At 47.9% G+C, this 25,385-nt stretch carries 21 protein-coding genes and 4 rRNA genes (1 of these 25 running past the window's edge); 2 read left to right on the top strand and 23 right to left on the bottom strand.

What is annotated here, in order from left to right; all coding sequences use genetic code 11:
* Window positions 1-11 precede the first annotated feature (11 nt).
* From MKQ68_RS25640 to MKQ68_RS25555, 18 genes are all read right to left on the bottom strand, one after another.
* Window positions 12-1,445: a complex I subunit 4 family protein gene (locus MKQ68_RS25640; RefSeq protein ID WP_264281523.1), complete on the bottom strand. Its 1,434-nt coding sequence runs from the start codon at window positions 1,443-1,445 to the stop codon at window positions 12-14.
* A gap of 21 nt (window positions 1,446-1,466) precedes the next feature.
* Window positions 1,467-2,630 (bottom strand): NADH-quinone oxidoreductase subunit L, encoded by a 1,164-nt coding sequence (locus MKQ68_RS25635; protein ID WP_264281522.1) that lies wholly within the window; start codon window positions 2,628-2,630, stop codon window positions 1,467-1,469.
* 40 nt (window positions 2,631-2,670) lie between these two features.
* Window positions 2,671-3,360 (bottom strand): proton-conducting transporter transmembrane domain-containing protein, encoded by a 690-nt coding sequence (locus tag MKQ68_RS25630; protein WP_264281521.1) that lies wholly within the window; start codon window positions 3,358-3,360, stop codon window positions 2,671-2,673.
* Between the two features lie 51 nt (window positions 3,361-3,411).
* Window positions 3,412-3,729 carry an NADH-quinone oxidoreductase subunit NuoK gene (gene nuoK, locus MKQ68_RS25625; protein ID WP_244841058.1) on the bottom strand — a complete coding sequence of 106 codons (318 nt, stop codon included), beginning with the start codon at window positions 3,727-3,729 and terminating at the stop codon, window positions 3,412-3,414.
* Window positions 3,730-3,753: 24 nt separating this feature from the next.
* Window positions 3,754-4,251: an NADH-quinone oxidoreductase subunit J family protein gene (locus tag MKQ68_RS25620; RefSeq protein WP_244841059.1), complete on the bottom strand. Its 498-nt coding sequence runs from the start codon at window positions 4,249-4,251 to the stop codon at window positions 3,754-3,756.
* Between the two features lie 22 nt (window positions 4,252-4,273).
* Complete coding sequence (gene nuoI / locus MKQ68_RS25615; protein WP_244841060.1) at window positions 4,274-4,777, bottom strand: NADH-quinone oxidoreductase subunit NuoI; 504 nt, start codon at window positions 4,775-4,777, stop codon at window positions 4,274-4,276.
* A 54-nt stretch (window positions 4,778-4,831) separates the two neighbouring features.
* A complete protein-coding gene (gene nuoH / locus MKQ68_RS25610) occupies window positions 4,832-5,866 on the bottom strand; it encodes an NADH-quinone oxidoreductase subunit NuoH (protein WP_264281518.1) in 1,035 nt (344 codons plus the stop codon).
* 16 nt (window positions 5,867-5,882) lie between these two features.
* Window positions 5,883-6,983 carry an NADH-quinone oxidoreductase subunit G gene (locus MKQ68_RS25605; protein ID WP_244841061.1) on the bottom strand — a complete coding sequence of 367 codons (1,101 nt, stop codon included), beginning with the start codon at window positions 6,981-6,983 and terminating at the stop codon, window positions 5,883-5,885.
* Between the two features lie 47 nt (window positions 6,984-7,030).
* The gene (gene nuoF / locus MKQ68_RS25600) at window positions 7,031-8,392 is read right to left on the bottom strand and encodes an NADH-quinone oxidoreductase subunit NuoF (RefSeq protein WP_264281517.1); all 1,362 of its coding nucleotides are present in this window, start codon (window positions 8,390-8,392) and stop codon (window positions 7,031-7,033) included.
* 97 nt (window positions 8,393-8,489) lie between these two features.
* Window positions 8,490-8,984 (bottom strand): NADH-quinone oxidoreductase subunit NuoE, encoded by a 495-nt coding sequence (gene nuoE / locus MKQ68_RS25595; protein ID WP_264281516.1) that lies wholly within the window; start codon window positions 8,982-8,984, stop codon window positions 8,490-8,492.
* A gap of 42 nt (window positions 8,985-9,026) precedes the next feature.
* Window positions 9,027-10,244, bottom strand: coding sequence for an NADH-quinone oxidoreductase subunit D (locus MKQ68_RS25590; RefSeq protein ID WP_264281515.1), 1,218 nt, complete (start codon window positions 10,242-10,244; stop codon window positions 9,027-9,029).
* Window positions 10,245-10,364: 120 nt separating this feature from the next.
* Window positions 10,365-10,886: an NADH-quinone oxidoreductase subunit C gene (locus tag MKQ68_RS25585; protein ID WP_244841066.1), complete on the bottom strand. Its 522-nt coding sequence runs from the start codon at window positions 10,884-10,886 to the stop codon at window positions 10,365-10,367.
* A gap of 53 nt (window positions 10,887-10,939) precedes the next feature.
* Window positions 10,940-11,503 (bottom strand): NADH-quinone oxidoreductase subunit B, encoded by a 564-nt coding sequence (locus MKQ68_RS25580; protein ID WP_264281514.1) that lies wholly within the window; start codon window positions 11,501-11,503, stop codon window positions 10,940-10,942.
* Window positions 11,504-11,587: 84 nt separating this feature from the next.
* Window positions 11,588-11,914, bottom strand: a complete 327-nt coding sequence (locus MKQ68_RS25575; protein ID WP_244841239.1) for an NADH-quinone oxidoreductase subunit A — start codon at window positions 11,912-11,914, stop codon at window positions 11,588-11,590.
* A gap of 299 nt (window positions 11,915-12,213) precedes the next feature.
* Window positions 12,214-13,938, bottom strand: a complete 1,725-nt coding sequence (locus MKQ68_RS25570) for a tetratricopeptide repeat protein (protein ID WP_244841067.1) — start codon at window positions 13,936-13,938, stop codon at window positions 12,214-12,216.
* 251 nt (window positions 13,939-14,189) lie between these two features.
* On the bottom strand, window positions 14,190-15,929 hold the full coding sequence (locus tag MKQ68_RS25565) for a tetratricopeptide repeat protein (RefSeq protein WP_244841068.1): 1,740 nt from the start codon (window positions 15,927-15,929) through the stop codon (window positions 14,190-14,192).
* Window positions 15,930-15,970: 41 nt separating this feature from the next.
* Entirely contained in the window at window positions 15,971-16,885 is a 915-nt protein-coding gene (locus MKQ68_RS25560; RefSeq protein WP_264281513.1) for a PstS family phosphate ABC transporter substrate-binding protein, read from the bottom strand.
* A gap of 17 nt (window positions 16,886-16,902) precedes the next feature.
* Window positions 16,903-17,142 carry a hypothetical protein gene (locus MKQ68_RS25555; RefSeq protein WP_264281512.1) on the bottom strand — a complete coding sequence of 80 codons (240 nt, stop codon included), beginning with the start codon at window positions 17,140-17,142 and terminating at the stop codon, window positions 16,903-16,905.
* A 569-nt stretch (window positions 17,143-17,711) separates the two neighbouring features.
* Here MKQ68_RS25555 and MKQ68_RS25550 point away from each other — a divergent pair.
* Together MKQ68_RS25550 and hisS are read left to right on the top strand one after the other, a co-directional pair.
* Window positions 17,712-18,158 carry a low molecular weight protein-tyrosine-phosphatase gene (locus tag MKQ68_RS25550; RefSeq protein WP_264281511.1) on the top strand — a complete coding sequence of 149 codons (447 nt, stop codon included), beginning with the start codon at window positions 17,712-17,714 and terminating at the stop codon, window positions 18,156-18,158.
* Window positions 18,159-18,189: 31 nt separating this feature from the next.
* Window positions 18,190-19,548, top strand: a complete 1,359-nt coding sequence (gene hisS / locus MKQ68_RS25545) for a histidine--tRNA ligase (protein ID WP_244841071.1) — start codon at window positions 18,190-18,192, stop codon at window positions 19,546-19,548.
* A gap of 536 nt (window positions 19,549-20,084) precedes the next feature.
* Here the strand turns inward: hisS and MKQ68_RS25540 are convergent.
* From MKQ68_RS25540 to MKQ68_RS25520, 5 genes are all read right to left on the bottom strand, one after another.
* Entirely contained in the window at window positions 20,085-21,056 is a 972-nt protein-coding gene (locus tag MKQ68_RS25540; RefSeq protein WP_244841072.1) for an SDR family oxidoreductase, read from the bottom strand.
* A gap of 118 nt (window positions 21,057-21,174) precedes the next feature.
* Window positions 21,175-21,286, bottom strand: a 5S ribosomal RNA gene (rrf, locus tag MKQ68_RS25535).
* Window positions 21,287-21,370: 84 nt separating this feature from the next.
* Window positions 21,371-24,253: ribosomal RNA gene (locus MKQ68_RS25530) — 23S ribosomal RNA — on the bottom strand.
* Window positions 24,254-24,847: 594 nt separating this feature from the next.
* Window positions 24,848-24,959, bottom strand: a 5S ribosomal RNA gene (gene rrf, locus MKQ68_RS25525).
* Window positions 24,960-25,043: 84 nt separating this feature from the next.
* Window positions 25,044-25,385: ribosomal RNA gene (locus MKQ68_RS25520) — 23S ribosomal RNA — on the bottom strand (it continues 2,541 nt past the right edge of the window).

The following is a 25,385-nucleotide window of genomic DNA, read 5'->3' as shown; positions in this document are numbered from 1 at the left end:
ATCAACTAATATCAAATCACTTTATCGAGCCAAACGGTTGTCTGCGATACCAGTTCCAGCAGCGGTTTAGGATATACGCCCAGCACCAGGATGATGGCCACGATCACGGTCAGGGAGAATGTTTCGCCGGCTTTAAGATCGGTGAAGGTACCGGTAAGGGTATTCGCTTCGCCGAAAATCACTTTCTGCACCATGTTGAGTGTGTACACGGCGGAAAGGATGATACCGAGACAGGCTACGGCGGCGAACCAAACGTTATACTGGAACAGGCCGCTGAACATCAGGAACTCGCCAATAAAACCGTTGGTAAGCGGCAGCGCGATATTCGCGAAGCTGATCACCACCAGGAAGATCGCCATACGTGGTGCTACCGTGGCAATGCCGCCCATTTCGTTCAGGTTCTTGATATGTAATCTTTGCTGGATGATCTCTACGATGATCCAGAGGCCGATGATGTTGATACCGTGGTTAAACATCTGCACCTGCATGCCCTGGAGGCTCTGTTCGTTGTTAGCGAAAATTGCCGCCGCCATGAGACCGATGTGTGCGATAGAAGAATAAGCGATCAGTTTTTTGATGTCCTGCTGCAGCATCGCTATGCAGGAAGCGTAGATGATGCCGATAATCGACAGTACCATGGCTACTTCCGCCCACATGTACGCGCCGAGTGGTAATACCGGCAACAGCCAGCGCACCACACCGAACAGGCCCATCTTCACCATGATGCCCGAAAGCACCATTGTTACCGGTGTAGGCGACTGCTCGTAAGTATCGGGCTGCCAGGTATGGAACGGGAACACAGGCATCTTGATCGCAAAGGCAACGAAGAACAGCCAGAACAACCAGCTCTGCTCATTCTGCGCCATAGTGAGCGAGGTAAACGCGCTCCACTCGAACGACTGTGTTTGTGTATAGATGTAAATCAGTCCCACCAGCATCAGCAACGAGCCGATAAAGGTGTAGATGAAGAACTTAAAGGTAACGGCGATCCTTTTCTCACCACCCCACATAGAGCAGAGGAAGTAAACGGGGATCAGCGCCAGCTCCCAGAACACGTAGAACAGCAGGGCGTCATAAGCGGTAAACACGCCCATCAGACCGGCCTGCGACAGCAGCATCAAACCATAAAAGGCATTGGGCTGCTCGTATTCACGGGTATAAATGGTAATAAAAATCAGCGGGAAAGAGATGGCGGTAAGCAGGCATAACATAAGGCCCATACCGTCTACGCCTACGTTAAACTGGCTGCCCAGCTGTGGAATCCATTCAGCCGTGAAGCGAAGGCTCTCCGCCCCCTGCGACCCGAACTGTGCCCAGGCGCCAACGCCCACTGCCAGGGTGGCAATGGAAGCAATTAAACTCAGCACCTTAGCGCCCGTCCCTTTAAGGCCGAATGCGATCAGGCCTGCTACCAAAGGGATCAATATTAGTAATACTGTCAACATAATTTATCTTACTACCAACTATTATAAAAACATACTGATCACTAACAGGAGGATCATACCTAATACCATCGCAAAGATGTAGAAGCCTACCAGACCGTTTTGCAACAGTCTCGCCTGGCGGCCGCTCCATTTTACGCCTTTACCAACACCGTTCACCAATCCGTCAATACCCGAACGTTCGATCACGTCCTGGAAGAAACGGGATAAAGCGATAAGTGGCTTTACGATGACAGCATCGTACAATTCATCCACATACCATTTGTTCTCCAATATTTTAGAGATGCCGGTGTTAGCCACACCGCTGTCCTTGTAGTTAATAAATTTGCTGCGCGCAAAAAGGATCGTTACGATCACCAGTCCGGAGCTGATGCCCATCAGTATCCATTCCATCGAATGGCTTAAGTGACCATGTTCTGTTACGTGTGCGCCTTCGAAGATCGGGTGCAGGTAACCTTGCAGCAGGTTCGGTACGCCGAATGCAGCAGGCATGCCTACATAACCACCAATTACAGAAAGGATGGCCAGTACAATCAGCGGGAAAGTAATAGCTACCGGGCTTTCGTGCAGGTGATGTTCCTGCTCGTGTGTGCCGCGGAACTGTCCGCAGAAGGTAATATAATACAGGCGGAACATGTAGAAGGCGGTCATCAGTGCGCCGATAAGCGCGCCTGCGTAAATCACCTTGTTCGATACAAATGCATGCGCCAGAATTTCATCTTTAGAGAAGAAGCCCGACAGACCAGGAATACCGGCAATCGCCAGGCAGCCGATCAGGAAGGTGATATTGGTAATCGGCATCCACTTTTTGAGGTTACCCATCTTACGAATATCCTGCTCGCCACCCATCGCGTGAATAACACTGCCGGAACCGAGGAACAACAGGGCTTTGAAGAATGCGTGCGTCATCACGTGGAAAACAGCAGCGGTATAAGCGCCAACGCCGAGGGCGATGAACATATAACCCAGCTGACTCACGGTGGAGTAAGCCAGTACTTTTTTAATATCGTTTTGTTTCAGTGCGATAGAAGCCGCCAGCAGGGCAGTTACCAGGCCGATAACAGCCACTACCATCTGTACGCAGGGCGACAAAGAATAAATCACGTTGCTGCGGGCCACCATATAGATACCGGCCGTAACCATCGTCGCCGCGTGTATCAGGGCCGATACCGGGGTTGGACCCGCCATCGCATCGGGTAGCCAGGTGTATAAAGGTACCTGTGCCGATTTACCTCGCACCTACAAACAGCAGGGCGGCGATCGCCATCAGCACACCACTGTTCAGTCCCAGCTCCTTTGCCTGCGCAAACACTTCAGGGAAGGTTACAGAACCAAAGTTGGCGATCATCAGGAAAATACCGAGCAAAAAGCCAAGGTCACCAATGCGGTTCATCACAAAGGCTTTCTTAGCTGCTTTATTGTAACTGGGATTTTTAAACCAGAAACCGATCAACAGGTAAGAACATAAACCTACACCCTCCCAGCCGATGAACATCATTACGTAGTTGGCGCCCAGCACCAGCAACAGCATAGAGAATACGAACAGGTTGAGGTAAGCGAAGTAACGGGCAAAACCTTCGTTACTTTCCTCGTGCATGTAGGAAGTGGAATAAATGTGAATGAGGGAACCTACGCCCGTGATGATCAGCAGGAACAACGCGCTCAGCTGGTCCACCTGGAAAGCAAACGGAATGCTGAGGCTACCTACGGAAATGAAGTCGAACAAGGTTACTACCTCTGTAGTGAAACCCGGTGTTCTCACGTCGAGGAATATGAGCAGGCTGATCACAAAACCGGCGATAATAGCGCCGCTACCAATAATGCCTACCAACGATTTGGATAAACTTTTCCTTCCCAGCCCATTGATCAGAAAGCCTAACAGCGGCAGTAAAGGAACCAGCCAAACAAGATGTATCATTTGCTCAAATACTAATTACGAAATTACAGTTACGGTAAAGACCCGTGAGGGTTAGTTCTTTAACCTGTTTAATATGTTGATGTCTACAGAATGTGCGTTACGGTACATCATCACGATAACGGCCAAACCTACTGTTACTTCAGCAGCGGCTACCACCATGATAAAGAACACGAATAACTGTGCAGCTGCCGCATCAATACGACCTGCATCCACCCACATTTTGGAAAAAGCCACCAGCAAGAGGTTTACGGCATTCAGCATCAGCTCAATGCACATAAAAATGACGATAGCGTTCCTGCGGATCAACACGCCCATCACCCCGATGCAAAACAGCGCTATGCTTAAAAAGATGTAATACTGAACCGGCATAATATGTTTCTGTTAGATTGAATGTTAGTCTTTTTTACCCAGTACCACAGCACCTACCATGGCGGTTAAGAACAGGATGCTGCTGATCTCGAACGGCACCACGTACTGTGAAAACAATGTGTGACCCAGGTTCTGGATCAAACCGATTTCGCTGGCATTCTCCATATCGAGCGATGCCATGCTGGCGGAACGTAATACACCGGTAATCACCAGCAACAGCGCACCACCGCTGATAGCCCCTGCATACTTCAGCCAGTTACGCTTCTGCGGCTCCAGCTCGGCATTAAGGTTTAACAGCATGATCACGAACAGGAACAGTACCATGATGGCGCCCATGTAAACAATAAAGTTCACGATCGCCAGGAACTGCGCATTCAGCATAATGTAGTGGCAGGTGATGGAAAAGAACAGTACGATCAGCGATAACACACTATTCACCGGGTTCTTACTGATGATAACGCCCAGCGCCGTCACGATGGACACGATCGACAGAACAATAAAAATGATCTCTTGTAAACTCATTTTCTCGCTTATAAATTTTCAGTTACGCTTTTGCTTTAGGATCGGGGATCAGCAGATCGTCTTTTCCGTAAATGAAACCTTTACGCTGGTAGTTCGCCGGCGCAAATGTTTCGGTCATATAGATCGCCTCTTTCGGACAGGCCTCTTCGCAGAAACCACAGAAAATGCAACGCAGCATATTGATCTCATAACGCGCTGCATACTTCTCTTCACGATACAGGTTTTCTTCACCCTCCTTACGTTCTGCCGCTTCCATGGTAATGGCCTCGGCCGGACAAGCCACTGCGCACAAACCACAGGCAGTGCAACGCTCGCGTCCTTCTTCATCGCGGTTCAGGATGTGCAGTCCGCGGAAAACGGGGCTGAACTGTCTTTTCTCTTCAGGGAACCTTACGGTTGCCTTTTTCCTGAACAGGTGTTTGAACGTAATGCCCAAACCTTTGAAAATAGCGGGCAGGTAAAGTCTTTCCCAGAAGTTCATCGGACTTCTGTCTACTGCCTGCGACCTGTTAGTTAATGCTTCCATCTCAATTAGTTTATATTGATGACTTTCTCAGTCAATGTTGTTGCTCAATTTATTTTAGCTCTGTTGCCACAGGATAAATCCACCTGTCAGTAACATATTCAGCAGCGCCAGTGGAATCAGTACTTTCCAACCCAGTTTCATCAGCTGGTCGTAACGGAACCTTGGCAGCGTCCATCTTACCCACATGAAGAAGAAGATGAAAGCGAACGTTTTAAGGAACAAGGCCACGATGCCGAGTATCGTTACTACGTTGCCGCTCAGCCCCAGCTCGTCCATGAATGGGAAGGCGTAACCACCGAAGTAGAGGGTCGCCATCAGCGCAGAACTGATAAACATGTTGATATACTCCGCGAACAGGAAGAAACCCAGTTTCATCGACGAATACTCCAGGTGATAACCACCGTTCAATTCGTTCTCTGCTTCGGGAAGGTCAAACGGAGCACGGTTACATTCGGCAAACGCACAGATCAGGAACAGTAAAAAGCCCAGTGGCTGGTAAACGATGTTCCAGTAACCTTCACGCTGTTGCTCAACGATCTCCTTCAGGCTCAGTGTTTGGGTAAGCATGAGCAGCGCAATCAGCGACATACCCATTGCCAGCTCATAACTGATGATCTGCGAAGCACCGCGAACGGCCGCCAGCAGGGAGAATTTGTTATTGGACGCCCAGCCGCCGATCATAATTCCATATACACCTAAACTCACTACGCCGAAGATGTAAAGAATGCCTACGTTGATGTCCGCCACCTGCAACGACACCTGCATGTCACCAATGGTGAGCACATCTCCCCAGGGAATAACGGCGCCGGTCATACAAGCGGTTAGCATCGCCAGGGACGGACCCAGTACGAACAAAAAGCGGTTAGCGTTCGAAGGGATAATTTCTTCTTTGAAGAAGAGTTTACCACCATCCGCGAGCGGTTGCAATAACCCCAGCGGACCCGCACGATCGGGACCAATACGGTCCTGTATCCAGCCCGCTACTTTACGTTCGCCCCAGGTGCAATACATGGCCACCACCAGCGATACAGCCAGTACGGCAGATATCAGCAATATTTTTTCAAGAACGAATACTAAATCTATTCCCATGAACTGCATAAATCAATTATTGAACTCCTTTCTTATTAAAGTCATCGGAATGCGCCGGACCTTCGATCTGCGACAAGTCAATTCCCGGACGGTTTACCTCGCTCACTGTGTGAATGTCCATCAGCAGTTTCGGCTTGCGGCCATCCAGTACCTTCTCGATGGTTTCCTGCGGCTTCACTGTTTTTACATAGTGATTCTGGGAAATAACGCTGGAGCGGCTGATGTTACGCGGACCTTCCACTACCCAGTCTTTCGCTTCCTTTTTATCGAAGCGGCAGGTATCGCAGATAAAGGCTTCCACTTCTCCATACACATCTTTACGGGCGGTTACACGAAACACTTCTTCGCCTCTCATCCAAAGCGTGGTTTTACCACAGCACTTCGGATTTTCGCAGTTGCGGTGTGCATCTACCGGCTTCAGGAACCATACGCGGTTTTTGAAACGGAAGGTTTTATCGGTAAGGGCGCCTACCGGGCAAACGTCGATCACGTTGCCGATAAAGTCGTTATCCAGTGATTCTTTAATATAAGTACCGATTTCGGCATGTTCACCACGCCCCAGTACGCCGTGCTCGCGTTTCTCGGTGAGCTGATCGGCTGTAAATACGCAACGGTAGCAAAGAATGCAACGCGTCATGTGCAGCTGGATCTTGTCGCCCAGGTCCACTTTATCGAACGTGCGGCGCTTAAACTCGTAACGGGTTGCGCTTACACCATGCTCGTAGCTAAGGTCCTGTAGATGACACTCACCAGCCTGGTCACAAATGGGACAGTCCAGTGGGTGGTTCAGCAGTAATATCTCTACTACACCTTTACGGGCTTCAATTACTTCGGGAGAGGTGATGTTGGCTACTTCCATACCGTCCATTACGGTAGTACGGCAGCTGGCCACCAGCTTAGGCATAGGGCGCGGATCTGCTTCAGAACCTTTGCTCACTTTTACCAGGCAGGTACGGCATTTACCGCCACTCCCCTGCAACTTGCTGTAATAGCACATAGCCGGGGGCACTATATCTCCTCCAATCTGGCGGGCAGCATTCAGGATGGTGGTGCCCGGCTCTACCTCAACAGAGATATTGTCGATCGTAACTTTGAATAATTTCTTTTCTTCCGCCATAATAATGACTTATATTTTTTCGCGCATCGGCGCGTCATGTTTGCTAATTAGGCTACAGGCTGTGGTACCGGTAATGGATCGGCGTAGTGTGCCAGTCCGAAGTTGCGTTTCAGCGCTTCTTCCGGGTGCGTAATATGCCACTCGAACTCGTCACGGAAGTGACGGATCGCCGCCGCTACCGGCCAGGCCGCCGCATCACCCAGCGGACAAATCGTATTACCCTCGATCTTACGTTGGATGTCCCACAGCAGATCGATATCGCTCATTTTACCTTTACCGTTCTCGATGTTCAACAACACACGTTTCATCCAGCCGGTACCTTCACGGCAAGGGCTACACTGTCCGCAGCTTTCGTGGTGATAGAAGCGTGCGAGGCTCAGGGTGTGACGAACCACGCATTGGTCTTCGTCCAGCACAATGAAACCGCCCGATCCCATCATAGTTCCGGTAGCAAAACCACCGTCGTTCAGGCTTTCGTAGTTCATCATACGCTTCTCTCCTTTTGCGGTAGTCAGCAACAGGTTAGCAGGCAGGATGGGTACGGAAGATCCGCCGGGGATACAAGCCTTCAGGCGTTTGCCGTTAGGAATGCCGCCGCAGTATTCTTCAGAATAAATAAATTCTTCCACGCTGATGGTCATGTCTATTTCATACACACCAGGTTTGTTGATGTTGCCGCATGCAGAAATAAGTTTCGTGCCGGTTGATTTACCAACACCAATCTTTGCATACTCTTCACCACCAATATTGATGATCGGCACTACGGCCGCCAGTGTTTCTACGTTGTTTACCACGGTAGGCGACTGCCACAAACCTTTCACCGCCGGGAATGGTGGTTTCAGTCTTGGGTTACCGCGCTTACCTTCGAGTGATTCGATGAGCGCTGTTTCTTCGCCGCAGATGTAAGCGCCGCCGCCGCGTTGTACATATATTTCAAGATCGAAGCCGGTACCCTGGATGTTTTTACCCAGCCAGCCGTTCTTCTTGGCTTCGGCAATCGCTTCTTCCAGGATATCCGGAATCCACGCATATTCGCCACGGATGTATATATAAGTGCTGTTGGCACCGAGTGTATAGCTCGAAATCAACAGGCCTTCGATCAGCAGGTGAGGGAGAAACTCCATCAGGTAACGGTCTTTGAACGTACCTGGTTCAGATTCGTCCGCGTTGCACACCAGGTAACGGGGAACACCTTCCGGTTTGGCGATAAAGCTCCATTTCAATCCCGTCGGGAAGCCCGCACCACCACGACCACGCAGGCCGCTCTTTTTCACTTCGTCCAGCACCTGGTCGGTCGTCATGGACTTCAGGGCCTTTTCAGCCGCTGCATAACCTCCGTTCTTCCGGTATACGTCGTAATACCGGATGCCTTCTATATGCGCTTTGTCTAGCAATAATTTTCGTCCCATGTTCTCCGCTGTTAGCGTTGTTATATTTTCTTTCTTTATGAGATCAGCTTTGGTAATACTATTCAACCTCCGTTGCGTCGCACACTTCAGCTTATGCTTAATTCCCGGCTTTCGCTCTGCACTCGTCGATGATGGCATCTACTTTTGCAGGCGTCAGGTGCTCGCGGTAATGTTTGCCCAGCTGCATCATAGGTGCGTAACCGCAGGCGCCCAGGCACTCTACCGTCTTTAAAGTAAAAAGGCCATCGGGGGTGGTTTCACCAACGCCAATGCCCAGCTTCTGTTTAATGTAGTCAATGATCTGGTCGGAACCGTTAACCATGCAGGGTCCAGTCTGACAAACTTCAAACAGGTACTTGCCTACGGGTTGCAGGTTAAACATGCTGTAAAAGGTTGCCACCTCGTACACTTCGATGTTGGTGATCTGCAGCAGGCTTGCTACATAATCCATCGTATCGGAGCTTAACCAGCCGCCAAATGCTTCCTGCGCCAGGTGCAACACCGGTATCAGCGCACTTTTCTGCTTCCCCTCCGGGTAGCGTGCCATGATCTCCTTTACTTTATTCAGCTTCTCTTCAGAAAATTGTATCATAATAAACCCCTTCGAGTTTGTAATTTATTTCGCTAATAATCTTTACGCGTCCAGCTCACCTGCAATCAGGTTCAGGCTACTCATACAAATGATCGCATCGCTCAGCATGGCACCTTTCACCAGTTCAGGATAAGCCTGGTAGTAAATAAAGCACGGCCGGCGGAAGTGCAGCCTGTAGGGAGAGCGGCCACCATCACTGATCAGGTAGTAACCCAGTTCGCCGTTGCCGCCTTCTACTGCGTGATACACTTCACCAGGTAATATTTCCGTCTCACCCATCACGATCTTAAAGTGATAGATCAGCGCTTCCATCTTTGTATACACATCCTCTTTCTCAGGCAGGTAGTACGCAGGTACATCCGCATGAAAAACATCTGCCGGCAGCGATTTCACTTTGTCCATCGCCTGGCGGATGATGCTGAGGCTCTGCCACATTTCACCGTTACGCACCAGGAAACGATCGTACGTATCGCCCGTAGAACCTACAGGAATCGTGAAATCAAAATCCTGGTAAGAGCTGTAAGGCTGCGCCACACGTACGTCGTAGTCAACGCCGGTCGCACGCAGGTTAGGTCCTGTAAAGCCGTAGTTCAGCGCTCTTTCGCCGGAGATAGGTCCAACGCCGATCGTACGTTCCATGAATATGCGGTTACGGTTAAAGAGTTTTTCAAACTCACGCAACACGTCCGGATACTCGTTCAGGAACTTTTCTATTTTAGCAAAAGCAGTGGGCGTAAAGTTTCTTTCGAAACCGCCGATACGACCAATGTTAGTCGTGAGGCGCGAACCACATACTTCTTCGTAAATTTCATAAATCAACTCGCGGTACTGCATCACGTACAGGAAGCCCGTAAACGCACCACTGTCCACCCCGATTACAGAGTTACAGATCAGGTGGTCTGCAATACGCGCCAGTTCCATGATGATCACGCGCAGGTAATCCACACGCTTAGGCGTTTCAATACCCAGCAGCTTTTCCACCGTCAGGTGCCAGCCAATATTGTTGATGGGAGAAGAACAGTAGTTAAGCCTGTCCGTCAGCGGCGTAATCTGGTAATAAGGCCGGCGTTCAGCTATTTTCTCAAAAGCCCGGTGAATATATCCTACAGTAGGAACGGTCGATACCACTCTTTCACCGTCCAGCTCCATAACGTTCTGGAATACACCGTGTGTAGCCGGGTGGGTAGGACCCAGGTTCAGCGTCGTTGTCTGCTTTTCAATCGAGCCTTCCGGCAGGTTTATATGTTGCTGCTCTGACATAGCCTTTATTATGATATAAAAAGGAAATGGAAAGCAGATACAGCGGCCCCGGCGTGTGTATCACCACTCCATCGGTACGGCTTCATCTGTTTTCCATTACTCATTTCGTCTTATTTCTAATTACTGTTTATCAATTGTACCGCGACCAAACATTTCGTCGTCTTTGTCAATACGGGTCTGGTCTTCCAGCGGAAACTCCTTACGCATCGGGAAGTAATCCATTTCATCCACATTGAGAATGCGTTTCAGGTTCGGGTGGCCCACGAAATCGATTCCAAAGAAGTCATACGTTTCGCGTTCCATCCAGTTCGCCGCCTCAAACAAGCGGGTAGCGGTAAATATCTGTGGTGCAGCAACAGCCGTAAATACCTTAAAGCGGATCTTTACATTGTCGCGCATATTGTTAAGATGATAAACGACGCCGAGTTCGGCACCCACCTGGTCGGGATAGTGTACGCCAGTGAGGTCGGTCATAAACCTGAACTTCAGGTCTTCTTCGTCGTACAGGAACTGCAGCACCTTCAGGTTTAGTTCTTTCGGTGCAGTGAAGGTAAGCATGCCATACGGCTCTTCCACATGGGTGATAGCATCACCAAACTTCTCTGCAAGCCTGCTTCTAATATGTTCGTTCGTGAGGGACATTACAATATACAATTACAGTTATCTATGCTTGTGGCTGTCGGATAAAGCCAGTGCTATTCAATTCCGTAGGAGTTCATCAGCTCTTTGTACTGCGGGGAGTGACGGCGGCGTAAACTTTCGTTATGCACCAGCTCCTGCACTTTCATAAAGCCATCCAGGATCGCTTCCGGGCGCGGAGGGCAACCTGGAACGTATACATCCACCGGTATCACCTGGTCAATGCCCTGCAGCACAGAGTAAGTATCGAAAATACCGCCGCTGCTCGCACAGGCACCCACGGCGATTACCCAACGAGGCTCGGCCATTTGCAGGTATACCTGGCGTAATACAGGACCCATCTTTTTAGAAATCGTACCCATTACCAGCAACACATCACACTGACGGGGGGTAAAACCCATACGTTCTGCACCAAAGCGGGCCAGATCGTAGTGAGCACCCATGGTCGCCATGAACTCGATGCCGCAGCACGAAGTTGCAAAGGGCAGCGGCCAGATGGAGTTTTTCCTGGCCAAACCAATCACTTTATCAAAAGAGGTGGCAAAAAAGCCTTCGCCGCCATAACCCTGGGGCGCCTCTACCATCTTCACCTTATTATTAAATTGAACCGGACGTGCCATATTTACCTCCTAGCCTCCCGAGCGGGAGATTTATATAAGTTTCAAAAAGTTCCCTATCAGATAATGTACTGCAAGTAAAGTGCCTTAATCCTCCCACATGAGAGCGCCTTTCTTCCAGATGTAGATGAAACCGCCTACGAAAAAGCCGACAAACATCAGCATTGCCATAAAGCCGTCCCAACCTAATCCCCTGAAATTAACAGCGTAAGGGTAGAAAAAGATCACTTCCACATCGAACAACACAAACAAAATTGCCGTCAGAAAATACTTGATCGCTACCGGCTGACGGGCATTACCCTTCTGCTCGATACCGCTCTCGAAGTTGATCAGTTTATCGCTGGTTTTACGTTTAGGGCCGAGAAAGTGTGTGGCCACCATTGTTATCGCTACGAATCCCAGGGCCGCAAGCATTTGCAGCACAATAGGAAAATAACTGAACGGAGTATTTGTAGCAGTTAAAATTTCACTTCCAAATGACATAAGCTTCCCCTAATAAGTTGAAATGTAATTCCAATCAGGCAAAAATACTGTAACTATACCAAAATACAAATGAACAATGAGGAAAATCTAATTATTTTTTTGCATATGTAATATAATCAGATATGAATACATTTCTATTAGAAACAGAAAGGAGTTTTCACAGCGTTCAAAAAACTGTGAAAACTCCTTCCTACTTATGTGTTATAACAGCCGTTGAGCTGTTCAAACTGCTATTTTGTGGCTTTGGCCCCTGTTCCTGTTTTGGAAGCCAGGTTTTCTTTAATGGCTTTGGCCGCTTCATTGTTCGGATCCAGCGGCAAAACCTTGTCCATATACTTCTGGAGGTTCGCCTTGTCGTCGGTATTATAGTAGTATACCATAATATAGGTGTAGGCTTTCACCAGGCCTGCCTTGTTCTTTGCAGGGTCGCTTTCTGCCATGGTGATGTACTTCTCGAAGTAAGGCAGCGCTACGCCCGTTTTGGCCTCCACGTCCTTACCGGCATTCGCCATCCCGCGCCAGTAGTGGCCGGTGGTAATATCCGGGAACTTTTCTGCCAGGCGGCCAAAAGCAGTGTCTGCACGATTCAACAGCGTGGTGTCGGTTCCGGCCTCACTGGCGGAGCCACGGTAATAGTTCAAGCCGACATTATAATAGTCGATCGCGGATGGATTTTCCTTCTTTTCCAGTTTCAGGTCCAGCAGGCGTTGGTACCAATCACCGGCTTTATCATATACGTGAGCTGCAGCATATGCCTTCGCTACACTTTCGAAACGGTCCGCATCCTTGGTCGTATCGGAAGTAGCATATTTTTCCAGGTAAGTAAGCGCTTTCGTATCATTCTGCACCTGTGCAGTAGAGTCGGCGAACTTCATGCGACCATAGATTTCGCTGAGCAGCTTGTAGTCATCTACTACCAGTTTGGCATCGCCCACTTTGGCAACATACTCATCCATGGTCTTCTGTGCGTTCAAAGAGTCACCTTTCTGCAGATAAGCGTCGCCGATCAGGCGGGTCAGTTTACCCTGGAAAACTTCATTGGCTACAGGCATCAAGGCTTTCGCCTTGTTGATGGCCTCATCGTAATCTTTGTTAAAGAAGGTGATGGCCGCCAAATAGTATTCGTTACCCACTTTGTCGGTCGGATCCGCTACTGCCAGGTACTTCTGCAGGTAATCTTTTGCTTTGGAAATATCCAGCTGGTCGGCACGTGGCGTGAAGTAAAATGAATACAGTTCAAAGAAGGCCGGACCATATTGTGGATCGGTTGTCGTTGCCCGTACCCAGTCGCCCAGGGCCTGCTGCTTCAATTTAGCATTGTAATTTACGAGGCCTTGCTTCATGATCGCTTCTGCATTTTTAGGATCCAGATCGATCGCTTTCTCATAGGAAGCGATGGCCTTACCACCGTTTTCACCACCGAGGTAGCGCAAAGCATCACCCAGTTCGATGTAATCGGCGGCGGTGGCGTTGTAAATCTCCTTCTTCTTAGCGCCCTCATTGTTCAGCAATGTCTCCATTACTTTCAATGCATAGGCACGGTCGCCACCTTTAACTTCGGTATTAGCATCCGCTACTGCGCGGGCTACTTCTCCGTTTTTATTTTTAGTTGCTGTAATAGCCGTTTCAAACTTTTGCTTAGCTGCAGCGGCATCGCCTTTCAACAGGTCGATACGGCCCGCACCCACTGTTAACAGCGGTGAATTAGGCACAGCCTGTAAGCCTTTCTGAAAAGCGGCAGCAGCACCTGCCTGGTTTTCAAGGCCTAACTCGGCGATACCGAGATAATAATAGCCCCTATCGTCATTGGCCTTTGCAGCCACTACTTTTTCCAGGTCTTGTTTTGCTGACTGATATTTTCCGTAATAAAGATGCTTCAGCCCATCGTCAACGGATTGGGCCATAACTCCTGTTGCCAATGCCAGCAACGCTATGGTTAAACTTTTCCTTTTCATGAATTAATCGGTTTAATGGTTTTCCTTAAAATCCTTTCCACGGTATAGTCTATCCTATCTACCCTTTAATTTAACAAATTTTGAAAAGCTGGTCAAAAAGCTGGAAAGATTTCAATTATATCTAAAAAAACATGCCAAAATGGCCCGTCAATACGCTGGAAAGGTTGCGGTTTAGTTAAAATTTCATTTTACTGCATAAAAAAGAGCAGCGCCCCTGGTGGACGCTGCTCTCTATATGGAATAGTTATCGATTACTTTCCTTTAGTACCCGCTGCGCTAGTTTTAGCAGGAGCTGCGGTTGTTTTGCTCATCGCATCGTTGATCGCCTTCACCGTACCATTTTCTGGGTCCAGTGGGAGAATTTTGTCGATGTAAGATTTCAGGTTTGCTTTATCCTCCAGGTTGTAATAGTATACCATCAGGTAGGTGTAAGCAGTAATCAGACCTGTTTTGTTTTTAGCCGGATCGCCTTCAGCCATAGAGATGTATTTCTCGAAGTAAGGCTTAGCAATACCACTTTTAGCTTCTACGTCTTTCGCAGCAGCAGCGCGGCCAGACCAGTAGTGACCAGTAGTGATATCAGGATACTTTTCAGCCAGTAAAGCGAATGCTGCCAGAGATTTATCCAGAGCAGCGGTGTCTGTACCACCCGCGCTACCATAGTAGTAAGCGTTACCTGGGTTATAATAATCCATTGCGCTCACCTGATCTTTATTAGTTATTTTAGCTTCCAGTGCTTTTGTGTACCAGTCGCCTGCTCTTCTTAAAGCATTTGCAGCTTTGTAAGCTTCCGCTACTGTAATATATTTTTCTGCATCGCGTGAAGTGTCTGCCTCTGCATATTTTTCCAGGTAATCCAGTGATTTCTGGGTATAAGATGCCTGAGTGGCAGAATCAGCGGATTGCAGTTTTCCGTAGATCTGCTGCATCAGTTTATAATCCTGTGCTTCGAGTTTGTCTTCGCCTACAGATTTTGCATAATCTTCCGCAACTTTGAGTGCCGTGAGAGAGTCGCCTTTCAGGAGGTGAGACAATCCAACGAGCCTCGAAAATTTAGGCTTGTACACTTCATTCGCCTCTGCCAGTGCAGCCGTTCCTTTCGCGATAGCATCAGCGTAATCGTTACTCAGGTAGCTCATGTACGCCAGCCAGTATTGGTTTTTAAGTTTATCGGCCGGGTCAGCTACTGCCAGGTATTTCTGCAGGTAGTTTTTAGCATGTTCTACAGAAAACTGGTTGGGCTTCGGTGTGAAGTAGAACTCAAACAGCTCCTGGAATGCCGGTGCATAGTTCGGGTCCATATTGGTAGCATTAGTCCAGGAAGCAACAGCGTCTTGCAGCAAACGGGCGTTGTAGTTAACAATACCTTGTTTGGTTACTGCTTCTGCGTTTTTCGCGTCCAGCTCCAGTGCCTTTTCGTAAGTAGTGATGGCTTTACCGCCGTTTTCACCACCCAGCATTCTGTATGCGTCGCCCAGCTCGATGTAATCAGCAGCTGTTGCGTTGTATACTTCTTTCTTTTTACGGCCTTCGTTGTTCAGCAGTTTTTCCATTACGGAAAGTGCATAACCCCTGTCGCCGCCTTTTATTTCTGAGTTAGCATCAGCGATAGCGCGGGCCACGTCGCCATTGCGGCCTTCAGTTGCTGTGCTGGCAGCCTCAAACTTTTGTTTTGCTGCTTCTACTTTACCATCGATCAGGTCAATGCGGCCTAAACCGGCAGTTAACAATGGCGAGTTAGGTACAGCAGTAAGTCCTTTCTGAAATGCTGCTACAGCACCAGCTTTGTTTTCCAGGCCGAGTTCCGCAATACCCAGGTAATAGTAAGCCTTGTCTTCAGTAGGTTTCGCGGCTATCACCTTTTCAAAATCCTGCTTCGCAGATTGGTACTTTTCGTAGTACAAATTCTTCAGCCCGTCTTCTACAGATTGGGCCATTGCACTACCGGAAAGGCAAAGCAACGCAGCAATCAAACAGTTCTTTCTGTTCATGAGCAATCGGTTTTTTAAAGTTGTGTTTATGTGTTTAGCTTTTATTTTATGGTCGCATCCCTGAACACCACATTCGAGCGGGCCGGGAATAATTTAAATCGCCTGATCAACAGTTGGCCTTCCTGGCTTCCGAGAAAAGTGGCGAACCCTGAACCCAGCCCCTGGTGCGGTTCTTTGAGAATGAAAAACATTCCTCTCACTAAGGGATAAGATCTCGATGCAATATAAAGTTGGTAAGGCTGTACAAATTCAGACCCATAGTCGGCACGTACCTTCACCACATTTACTTTATTCGTAAACTCGATAGCTTCGTAATCGTCCGTATCTGAAATCCAGTTCACACCAATTACGCCTATCGCGTCTTTATTCTTTGAAACATAGTCGATCACCTCTGCATTTCCTTTGGCAGACATGGTCTGCGGTGGTAAAGGTTTGCCTTTGTTGATCGAGTCGACAATGAACCTCACCGTGCTGGATTTTTCATTGTCAAACACCAGCTGCCATTTACGCTGGCTGGTACCTGCCATGATCTCGCGCACCTGTTGCATTGTAAAGATCGAGTCAGGATTTTCATTATTCGTTACCAGCGCCAGTGCGTCCCAGGCCAGTAGCATACTTCTTGGCTTGATGTTCACCTTTTTGAAATACTCCTTCTCCTCATTATTCAGCTCCCGTGTTACTATAATCATACGGGAACTGTCGCTGAACAGATCTTTGAAACAATCTGCTTCCGGCTTATATTCTGCAGTGATGTGCGTTTTCGGGTATATCGACTGAAATACCTTCAGTTCCGCTTCCATCAATGGTTTAAACGTTTCATCTACCGAGATACGGATCTCGCCCGATGTTGGTGTATCTTGTTTTTTAACGGATTTATTATCCGAGCAAGCAATCAAGAACGATGCGGTCGCCAATAGCAATAAAATGCCCGTCCGGTAGTTAAACCTCAATTTCATACTAGTTTCCCTTTCGCTTATTTAGATAATAATTTCCTCGCGCCATTGATCACACGGAACAGGCCGTATGCGCATAGGATTCCTCCTACTATATAGATGACATTGGTCGGCAACCTAAACTCGCCCATTCCTAACTGTTCTGCAAAAAAGGCAAAAAGCCCAAAGAGAATAAAAAATATTCCCCGTACCACTTCCCCGATAGGGCGGTATTGCAAGTTTCTTCTTTCGTTGTTGCTGTATGATCCTTCGTTTTGCATAGTTCTGCGAATTACAAGTATACAAAAAAATAGTTTTAATTAACTAGTATAAACTTTATAGGAAGGTTAAAATATCACTTTTAAATTTACCACCTATCCTGGCGGGCGACCAGCGGAGCTTGTTTTTTACCTTCTGAAACCGCTGTTGTTGACGGCTGACTTATCTTACCTACCGGAAATCGAAATTGAACTATTCACTTTCGGTTTAACTGTCGGTGCTTTTTTAATCATGTCGATTTTCACGCAAGCGTAAGGACCTGTCATTAAAACCGTCAGTAATACCGAAAACATTGCGACACCCGAGAAGCGATACATGAGCCGGCGATAAAAAGCATGTAGCCGTGCGAGTCGCTGTATCCTCCAGCTATTTATTTTATCGATTTTCTTACTATGTAAAGATTTTGCTTTCATGAGTCGCGGAATAAGGTGTTTATATTAAGATGCGCAGCCTGCACATTTCCATATCGCCAGCGCCAGGGAGCACGTACGTTTACTATGCACTTACCTGAAAAACATGTAGGTTTGCGCCTGGAAAAGCCTTGTGATAGGCACAAAAAAGAATTTTTACGATGAGAATTTTGATGGTGTGCCTGGGAAATATCTGCCGATCGCCGCTGGCAGAAGGCATTATGAGACACCTCGCGACTGAGCAGCGGCTTGGGTGGACGGTAGATTCTGCCGGAACAGGCAACTGGCACGTTGGTGATCCCCCCGATCCCCGTTCAGTACAGGTAGCCCGCAAGCATGGCATCGATATCTCCGGTCTCCGCGGCCGACAGTTCCAAACTGCCGACTTCGACAACTTCGATCGCATTTTCGTGATGGACCTTAACAACTACAGAGATGTATTGGGTAAGAGCCGCAGCGAAGAAGATCGTAATAAGGTGCAGCTCTTATTGGATCAACAACAACCGGTTCCCGATCCCTGGTACGACGATGCGTTGTTCGAGCCCGTGTATCAGCTCATCCTCAATGGCTGCAAACGAATCGTTACAGCTGCTGAATATTCTAAATAAACAATCTGTTAAACGCGTATAATTTATAATAATGGTAAAACCCAGCATACCCAAAGGTACCCGTGATTTTGGCCCTGCGGTGGTAAGAAAAAGAAACTATATACTGCAAACCATTCGTAATACATTCGAGCTGTTTGGCTTCCAACCTTTGGAAACACCAGCGATGGAAAACCTTACCACACTTAACGGGAAGTATGGGGAGGAAGGCGATAAACTGATCTTCAAGATCCTTGACAACGGTGATATTCTCGGTCGTGCGCAACAAGCAAAGGACAGCCGCGAACTGGGCAATCTGCTTTGCGAAAAAGCGTTGAAGTATGATCTCACGATTCCGTTCGCCCGTTATGTGGTAATGAACCAGAACGAACTCACCTTTCCATTCAAACGCTACCAGATTCAGCCGGTTTGGCGTGGTGATCGTCCCGCACGTGGTCGTTACCGCGAATTTTATCAGTGTGATGCGGACGTGGTGGGTAGTTCCTCCCTGATCAACGAAATCGAACTCCTCAAGATTTACGATACGGTATTCACTAAACTGGGACTGCAGGGTTTTGCCCTGCGCGTAAACAATCGTAAAATACTGGGTGGCCTGGCCGAACTTGTTAAACGCCCCGACTTACTGACTGATATTACCATCTCGATCGATAAGCTCGATAAAATCGGCATCGAAGGTGTTAGAAAAGAGCTGACTGACCGTGGTTTAAACGAAGCTGAAGTTGCGATCGTAGAAGACTTCATTTCTATCGATGGTACAAACGACGAAAAGCTCGAACGCCTGAAGGAAGTATTGAAAGACTCTCCCACTGGCCTTAAGGGCATTGAGGAACTAACATTTGTACTCAACAACGAATTAACGACCTACAGCAGCCATCCCGTAATTGATCTTACCCTGGCCCGCGGTTTGAATTACTACACTGGCATCATCATCGAAGCACGCGCCCCGGAAGTAGTAAAGATCGGCAGCATTGGCGGCGGTGGACGTTATGATGATCTCACAGGATTGTTTGGCTTACCCGGTCTTTCAGGCGTCGGAATTTCTTTTGGTGTAGATCGCATTTACGATGTATTGGAAGAAATGCAACTCTTCCCCGCTACAGCGCAGCAATCGACAAAAGTGATATTCCTGTACACAGGCGACCAACATATCAAAACGGCCTATCAACATATTATCGCGCTTCGCGAAAAAGGGGTGGCGGCCGAGTTGTTCCATGAGAATGCCAAGATGGACAAGCAGATGAAATATGCGAACAAGCGCGAGATTCCTTTCGTTGCTATTATTGGGGACAGTGAAGCGCAGGAAGGAATGGTGAGTATCAAAAATATGGTCACCGGCAAACAGGAAAAAGTAACTGCAGCAGCAATTACAGACTTTCCCTTTAACGCTCAGTAATTACTGATAGATAATAGAAAGAGGCTGTCTCATAATTGATGAGCAGCCTCTTTTATTTAGATTTGATGATCGGGCTTCTAGGCGTTTACGGGAGTCTTGCGCCGTTATCTATCTCATATAAAACAGCCTCCCTTTAGTAGATATTTGATAGCGCAGCAGTCGCTCAAGAAGCCCCTGCACCCTAATTCATATCAGATGAACAACCATTTTATACGTACCTGATAGCGCAGCAGTCGTTCAAGAAGCCTCTGCGCGCCTGGTTCATCTCTGATGAACAACCCTTTTATACGTACCTGATAGCGCAGCAGTCGTTCAACAAGCCCCTTGCGCGCCTAATTCATCTCAGATGAACAACCCTTTTATACGTACCTGATAGCGCAGCAGTCGTTCAACAAGCCCCTTGCGCCCCTAATTCATCTCTGATGAACAACCCTTTATACGTACTTGATAGCGCCGGCTGTTCAATCATTAAAAAAACCTTCATACCGCCCGTTTATGTCAGACAGATTCAGGCTTTTTCCCACGCTTTAGCTGCTTTACGCTTTCTGCTCCTCGTCGGTCCATTCTAATCCCAGCACTTTGTTGCCGCCTTCGAATTTCCAATAGTCGTAGAACGCGTCATCAAGCTTTTTGTAGCGGTAAGCTTTCGCCTCCTTCTCTACATGTTCATCCCAAAGCGGTTGCCTGCCATCAATGTCTACTAATCCGTATTCGCGGGCTAACACCCATGAACTGAACACACGGCCTGTCTTGCAGAACACATCAGGATCACTGGCTAAGGCTGCCACTCCCCTACCAACATAGTAAGGTGTTTCTGAGGAGATAAAGTTCTTATCTTTCTTCGCTCCATCCTGCCAGTTATCCTCTGTAACACCGAATAATTCCAGCATAGCTTCTGAGCGTAGAAATCCCGGAGTAACGGAGAGTGCCGTAACACCGTGCGGCCGCAGCTCTTGTGCCATGCCAAATGCCACTCTGATTATGGACGTCTTAATGAAGTCATAAATCAGGTTACCGCGATAAAAGAAGCCATCGCCGTCCGTGATCTCGAATATGATGCTGCCCTTGTTTTCTAACATGAGGGGTACTGCATATCGGCTGGTAATAAGGTGGGTAAAAATCGCATTCTGTATCGCCGCGAAACCATTCTCGAGTTTTAGCTCCCAGAATGGTTTACCAAACTCGATTAACACATCTCCACCCCATATATCATTCACCAGGATGTCGATCTTCCCATGTTGTGTGCGTATGAGTTCAAATAACTGTTGCACTTGTTCTTCATCGCTATGATCTACCTGTACGGGAATACCTATCCCGCCGTAAGCGGTCACCATTTCTGCGGTTTCTTCAATTGTTTCGGGGCGTTCGGGAGTCGGCGGATTTTTTCTTGAGCTACGCCCTGTGCAATAAACGGTGGCGCCGGCTTCACCTAACATGCAGGCGATACCGCGGCCTGCGCCGCGCGTCGCACCGGCAACGACGGCAATTTTTCCAGTTAATTTCTTCATTTGGCTCTTATTTGGGGAGTGAAGATCGGGGATTACCACGCACTGAATATGCGTAGCAGACGATATGTGGGAAAACAAGAAAGCCTCACCGTTTTCACGATGAGGCTTTCTTAAATAAATATGGCGGCTACCTACTCTCCCGCATTGTGGTGCAGTACCATCGGCCATGAGGGGCTTAACTTCTCTGTTCGGAATGGGAAGAGGTGAACACCCTCGGCAAAACCACCATAAGATCTTTACATCCTATGATCTTTAGACCATGTTCAGACTAATATTTTACATATTGGGAATAGTTGTACAACGATATCAAAATAAAATTAAAGCTTACGGGCAATTAGTACTACTCGGCTTTGATGTTACCACCTTTACACCTGTAGCCTATCAACGTCGTAGTCTCCGACGACCCTTAAAAGTAAACTCATCTTAAGGAAGGTTTCACGCTTAGATGCTTTCAGCGTTTATCCTGTCCGTACATAGCTACTCTGCACTGCACCTGGCGGCACAACAGATACACCAGCGGTACGTACGACCCGGTCCTCTCGTACTAAGGTCATGTCCTCTCAATTTACTAACGATCACAACAGATAGGGACCGAACTGTCTTGCGACGTTCTGAACCCAGTTCACGTGCCACTTTAATCGGCGAACAGCCGAACCCTTGGGACCTTCTCCAGCCCCAGGATGTGACGAACCGACATCGAGGTGCCAAACCTCCCCGTCGATATGAGCTCTTGGGGGAGATCAGCCTGTTATCCCCGGAGTACCTTTTATCCTTTGAGCGACGGCCCTTCCATACAGAACCGCCGGATCACTTTAGCCTGCTTTCGCACCTGCTCGGCTTGTTGGCCTCACAGTCAAGCACCCTTATACTAATGCGCTCTACGTACGATTACCAACCGTACTGAGGGTACCTTTGCGAGCCTCCGTTACTTTTTAGGAGGCGACCACCCCAGTCAAACTACCCACCAAACAATGTCCCCGTTACACGGGTTAGACTCTAAACAACAGAAGGTTGGTATTTCAACGTTGACTCCACGACTCCTGGCGAAGCCGCTTCATAGTCTCCCAACTATCCTACACATCTGTGGTTCAAAATCAATGTTAAGTTGTAGTGAAGGTTCACGGGGTCTTTCCGTCCCGTTGCGATTAACCGGCATCTTCACCGATACTACAATTTCACCGAGCTCGTGGTAGAGACAGTGTGCAACTCATTAGACCATTCGTGCAGGTCGGAACTTACCCGACAAGGAATTTCGCTACCTTAGGACCGTTATAGTTACGGCCGCCGTTTACTGGGGCTTCAGTCAGAAGCTTTGGCTTGCGCCGAACATCCTTCCTTAACCTTCCAGCACCGGGCAGGTATCAGGCTCTATACGTCATCTTACGATTTTGCAGGGCCCTGTGTTTTTGTTAAACAGTTGGTTGCACCATTTTACTGAGACCGCATTACTGCGGTACGCCTTATCCCGAAGTTACAGCGTCAATTTGCCTAGTTCCTTTACCACGGATCACTCGAGCGCCTTAGGATATTCTCCTCGACTACCTGTGTCGGTTTACGGTACGGGCTGTTATAACCTAACCTTAGAGGGTTTTCTTGGAAGTCTGTTTAGGGATACTATCAGCGCCGCCGAAGCTTTGCTGTACTATCAGGTTCATCAAATCGTGCGGATTTTCCAACACAACCTATAACTACACCCTTTAACGCACTATTCCGTAAGTGCGCGATCCTTTCACTACTCCGTCACCCCATCGAAATTATAACAGGTACTGGAATATTCACCAGTTTGCCATCAGCTACCCCTCTCGGGTTTGCCTAAGGACCCGACTAACCCTGATCCGATTAGCGTTGATCAGGAACCCTTAGTCTTACGGCGAAAAGATTTTTCATCTTTTTTATCGTTACTTATGCCTACATTTTCTTTTCCAAACGCTCCAGCATGCCTCGCGACACACCTTCGATGCAGATTGGAATGCTCCCCTACCGATCATACTTACGTACAATCCTAAAGCTTCGGTAGTATGTTTGATGCCCGATTATTTTCCGTGCCCAAACCCTCGACCAGTGAGCTGTTACGCACTCTTTAAATGAATGGCTGCTTCCAAGCCAACATCCTGGCTGTTTTAGGGTTTGAACTTCGTTTGTTCAACTTAACATACGTTTAGGGACCTTAGCTGTTAATCTGGGTTATTTCCCTCTCGGCCACGGACCTTAGCGCCCGCAGCCTCACTCCTGGAGAGTATATCATAGCATTCGGAGTTTATTAGGGTTTGGTAGGCGGTGAAGCCCCCTAGCCCAATTAGTAGCTCTACCTCTATGATACGTCTGTAATCCAAGGCTGTTCCTAAAAACATTTCGGGGAGAACGAGCTATCTCTCAGTTTGATTGGCCTTTCACCCCTATCCACAGGTCATCCCATAGCTTTTCAACGCTAATGAGTTCGGTCCTCCAGTTTGTGTTACCAAACCTTCAACCTGCCCATGGATAGATCACAAAGTTTCGCGTCTACCCCCACTGACTAAGCGCTCTGTTAGAACTCGCTTTCGCTTCGGCTCCGGTACTGAAGACCTTAACCTCGCCAGTGAGGAGTAACTCGTAGGCTCATTATGCAAAAGGCACGCCGTCACATATTACTATGCTCCGACCGCTTGTAGGCGCACGGTTTCAGGAACTATTTCACTCTTCTGTTCGAAGTGCTTTTCACCTTTCCCTTACGGTACTGGTTCACTATCGGTCTCTAGGGAGTATTTAGCCTTACCAGATGGTGCTGGCAGTTTCACACAGGATTCCTCCGGTCCCGCGCTACTCAGGATACCCCTCGTCCATCAGAATTTCTGCCTACAGGACTATCACCTGCTATGGTCCATCTTTCCAGATGATTCAGCTTGATCTGACTTTCTAAATGAGGTCCTACAACCCCGGTAAGAATTGCTTCGTACCGGTTTGGGCTCTTCCCCGTTCGCTCGCCACTACTTAGGGAATCATTAATTTATTTTCTTTTCCTGCAGGTACTTAGATGTTTCAGTTCCCTGCGTTGGCCCCCTTGCGGGTAATACACCTTCAGTGTACTGGGTTGTCCCATTCGGAAATCTACGGATATAGCACTCGTTTGCAGTTCCCCGTAGCTTATCGCAGCTTACCACGTCCTTCTTCGCCTCCTAGAGCCTAGGCATCCACCATGCGCCCTTATTCGCTTTAAAAATCTTAAAATATTGATACTTCGAGTATACAACTATTTGTTTCCCAATATGTCAAAGAGCTAATTTCTTACCAGGCCAACCGTTTGCTGATCGTTCATCAGTGTGACGGATTACCTTGTCGGCAGAAACTTTTGCAGATGAGCAGGTTGCGAACCTGTAAGGCCATCCATTTGATGCCTTTCATCTTGTGTTATGTAATGAAGAACTTTTCTTTGTGAACCACCCTGTTTCGATGGGAGTGCAAAGGTAGTAAACTTTTCATTACTTCCAACTTTTATTTCATCTTTTTTTGAGATTATTTTTCAGTGATACTTACATGATAAGTGACTGATTGTCAACCTGTAATGATGAACTAAAAGACGATAATTTAAGAGCTATTATTGCTTTTTTCAAAGCGGACTGCAAAGATACAGCTTGTATGCATTGCAACAAAATTTCTTTCAGATCTTTTTAAGTGATCTGGCAGATCTTTTTTCCGACTTGATGAGAGCTTTGTGTGTGTTTGTGTAGAAGACAGAGGTGACTGTTTGAGTGCGGCCTCCACTTATAGAGAAAGAAAAAGTCCCGGCATACACCGGGACTTTTCTTAAATAAATATGGCGGCTACCTACTCTCCCGCATTGTGGTGCAGTACCATCGGCCATGAGGGGCTTAACTTCTCTGTTCGGAATGGGAAGAGGTGAACACCCTCGGCAAAACCACCATAAGATCTTTACATCCTATGATCTTTAGACCATGTTCAGACTAATATTTTACATATTGGGAATAGTTGTACAACGATATCAAAATAAAATTAAAGCTTACGGGCAATTAGTACTACTCGGCTTTGATGTTACCACCTTTACACCTGTAGCCTATCAACGTCGTAGTCTCCGACGACCCTTAAAAGTAAACTCATCTTAAGGAAGGTTTCACGCTTAGATGCTTTCAGCGTTTATCCTGTCCGTACATAGCTACTCTGCACTGCACCTGGCGGCACAACAGATACACCAGCGGTACGTACGACCCGGTCCTCTCGTACTAAGGTCATGTCCTCTCAATTTACTAACGATCACAACAGATAGGGACCGAACTGTCTTGCGACGTTCTGAACCCAGTTCACGTGCCACTTTAATCGGCGAACAGCCGAACC

Origin of the sequence: Chitinophaga horti (assembly GCF_022867795.2) — a bacterium.
Taxonomy (GTDB): Bacteria; Bacteroidota; Bacteroidia; order Chitinophagales; family Chitinophagaceae; genus Chitinophaga; species Chitinophaga horti.
This window is presented reverse-complemented; position numbering and strand designations above follow the sequence as displayed.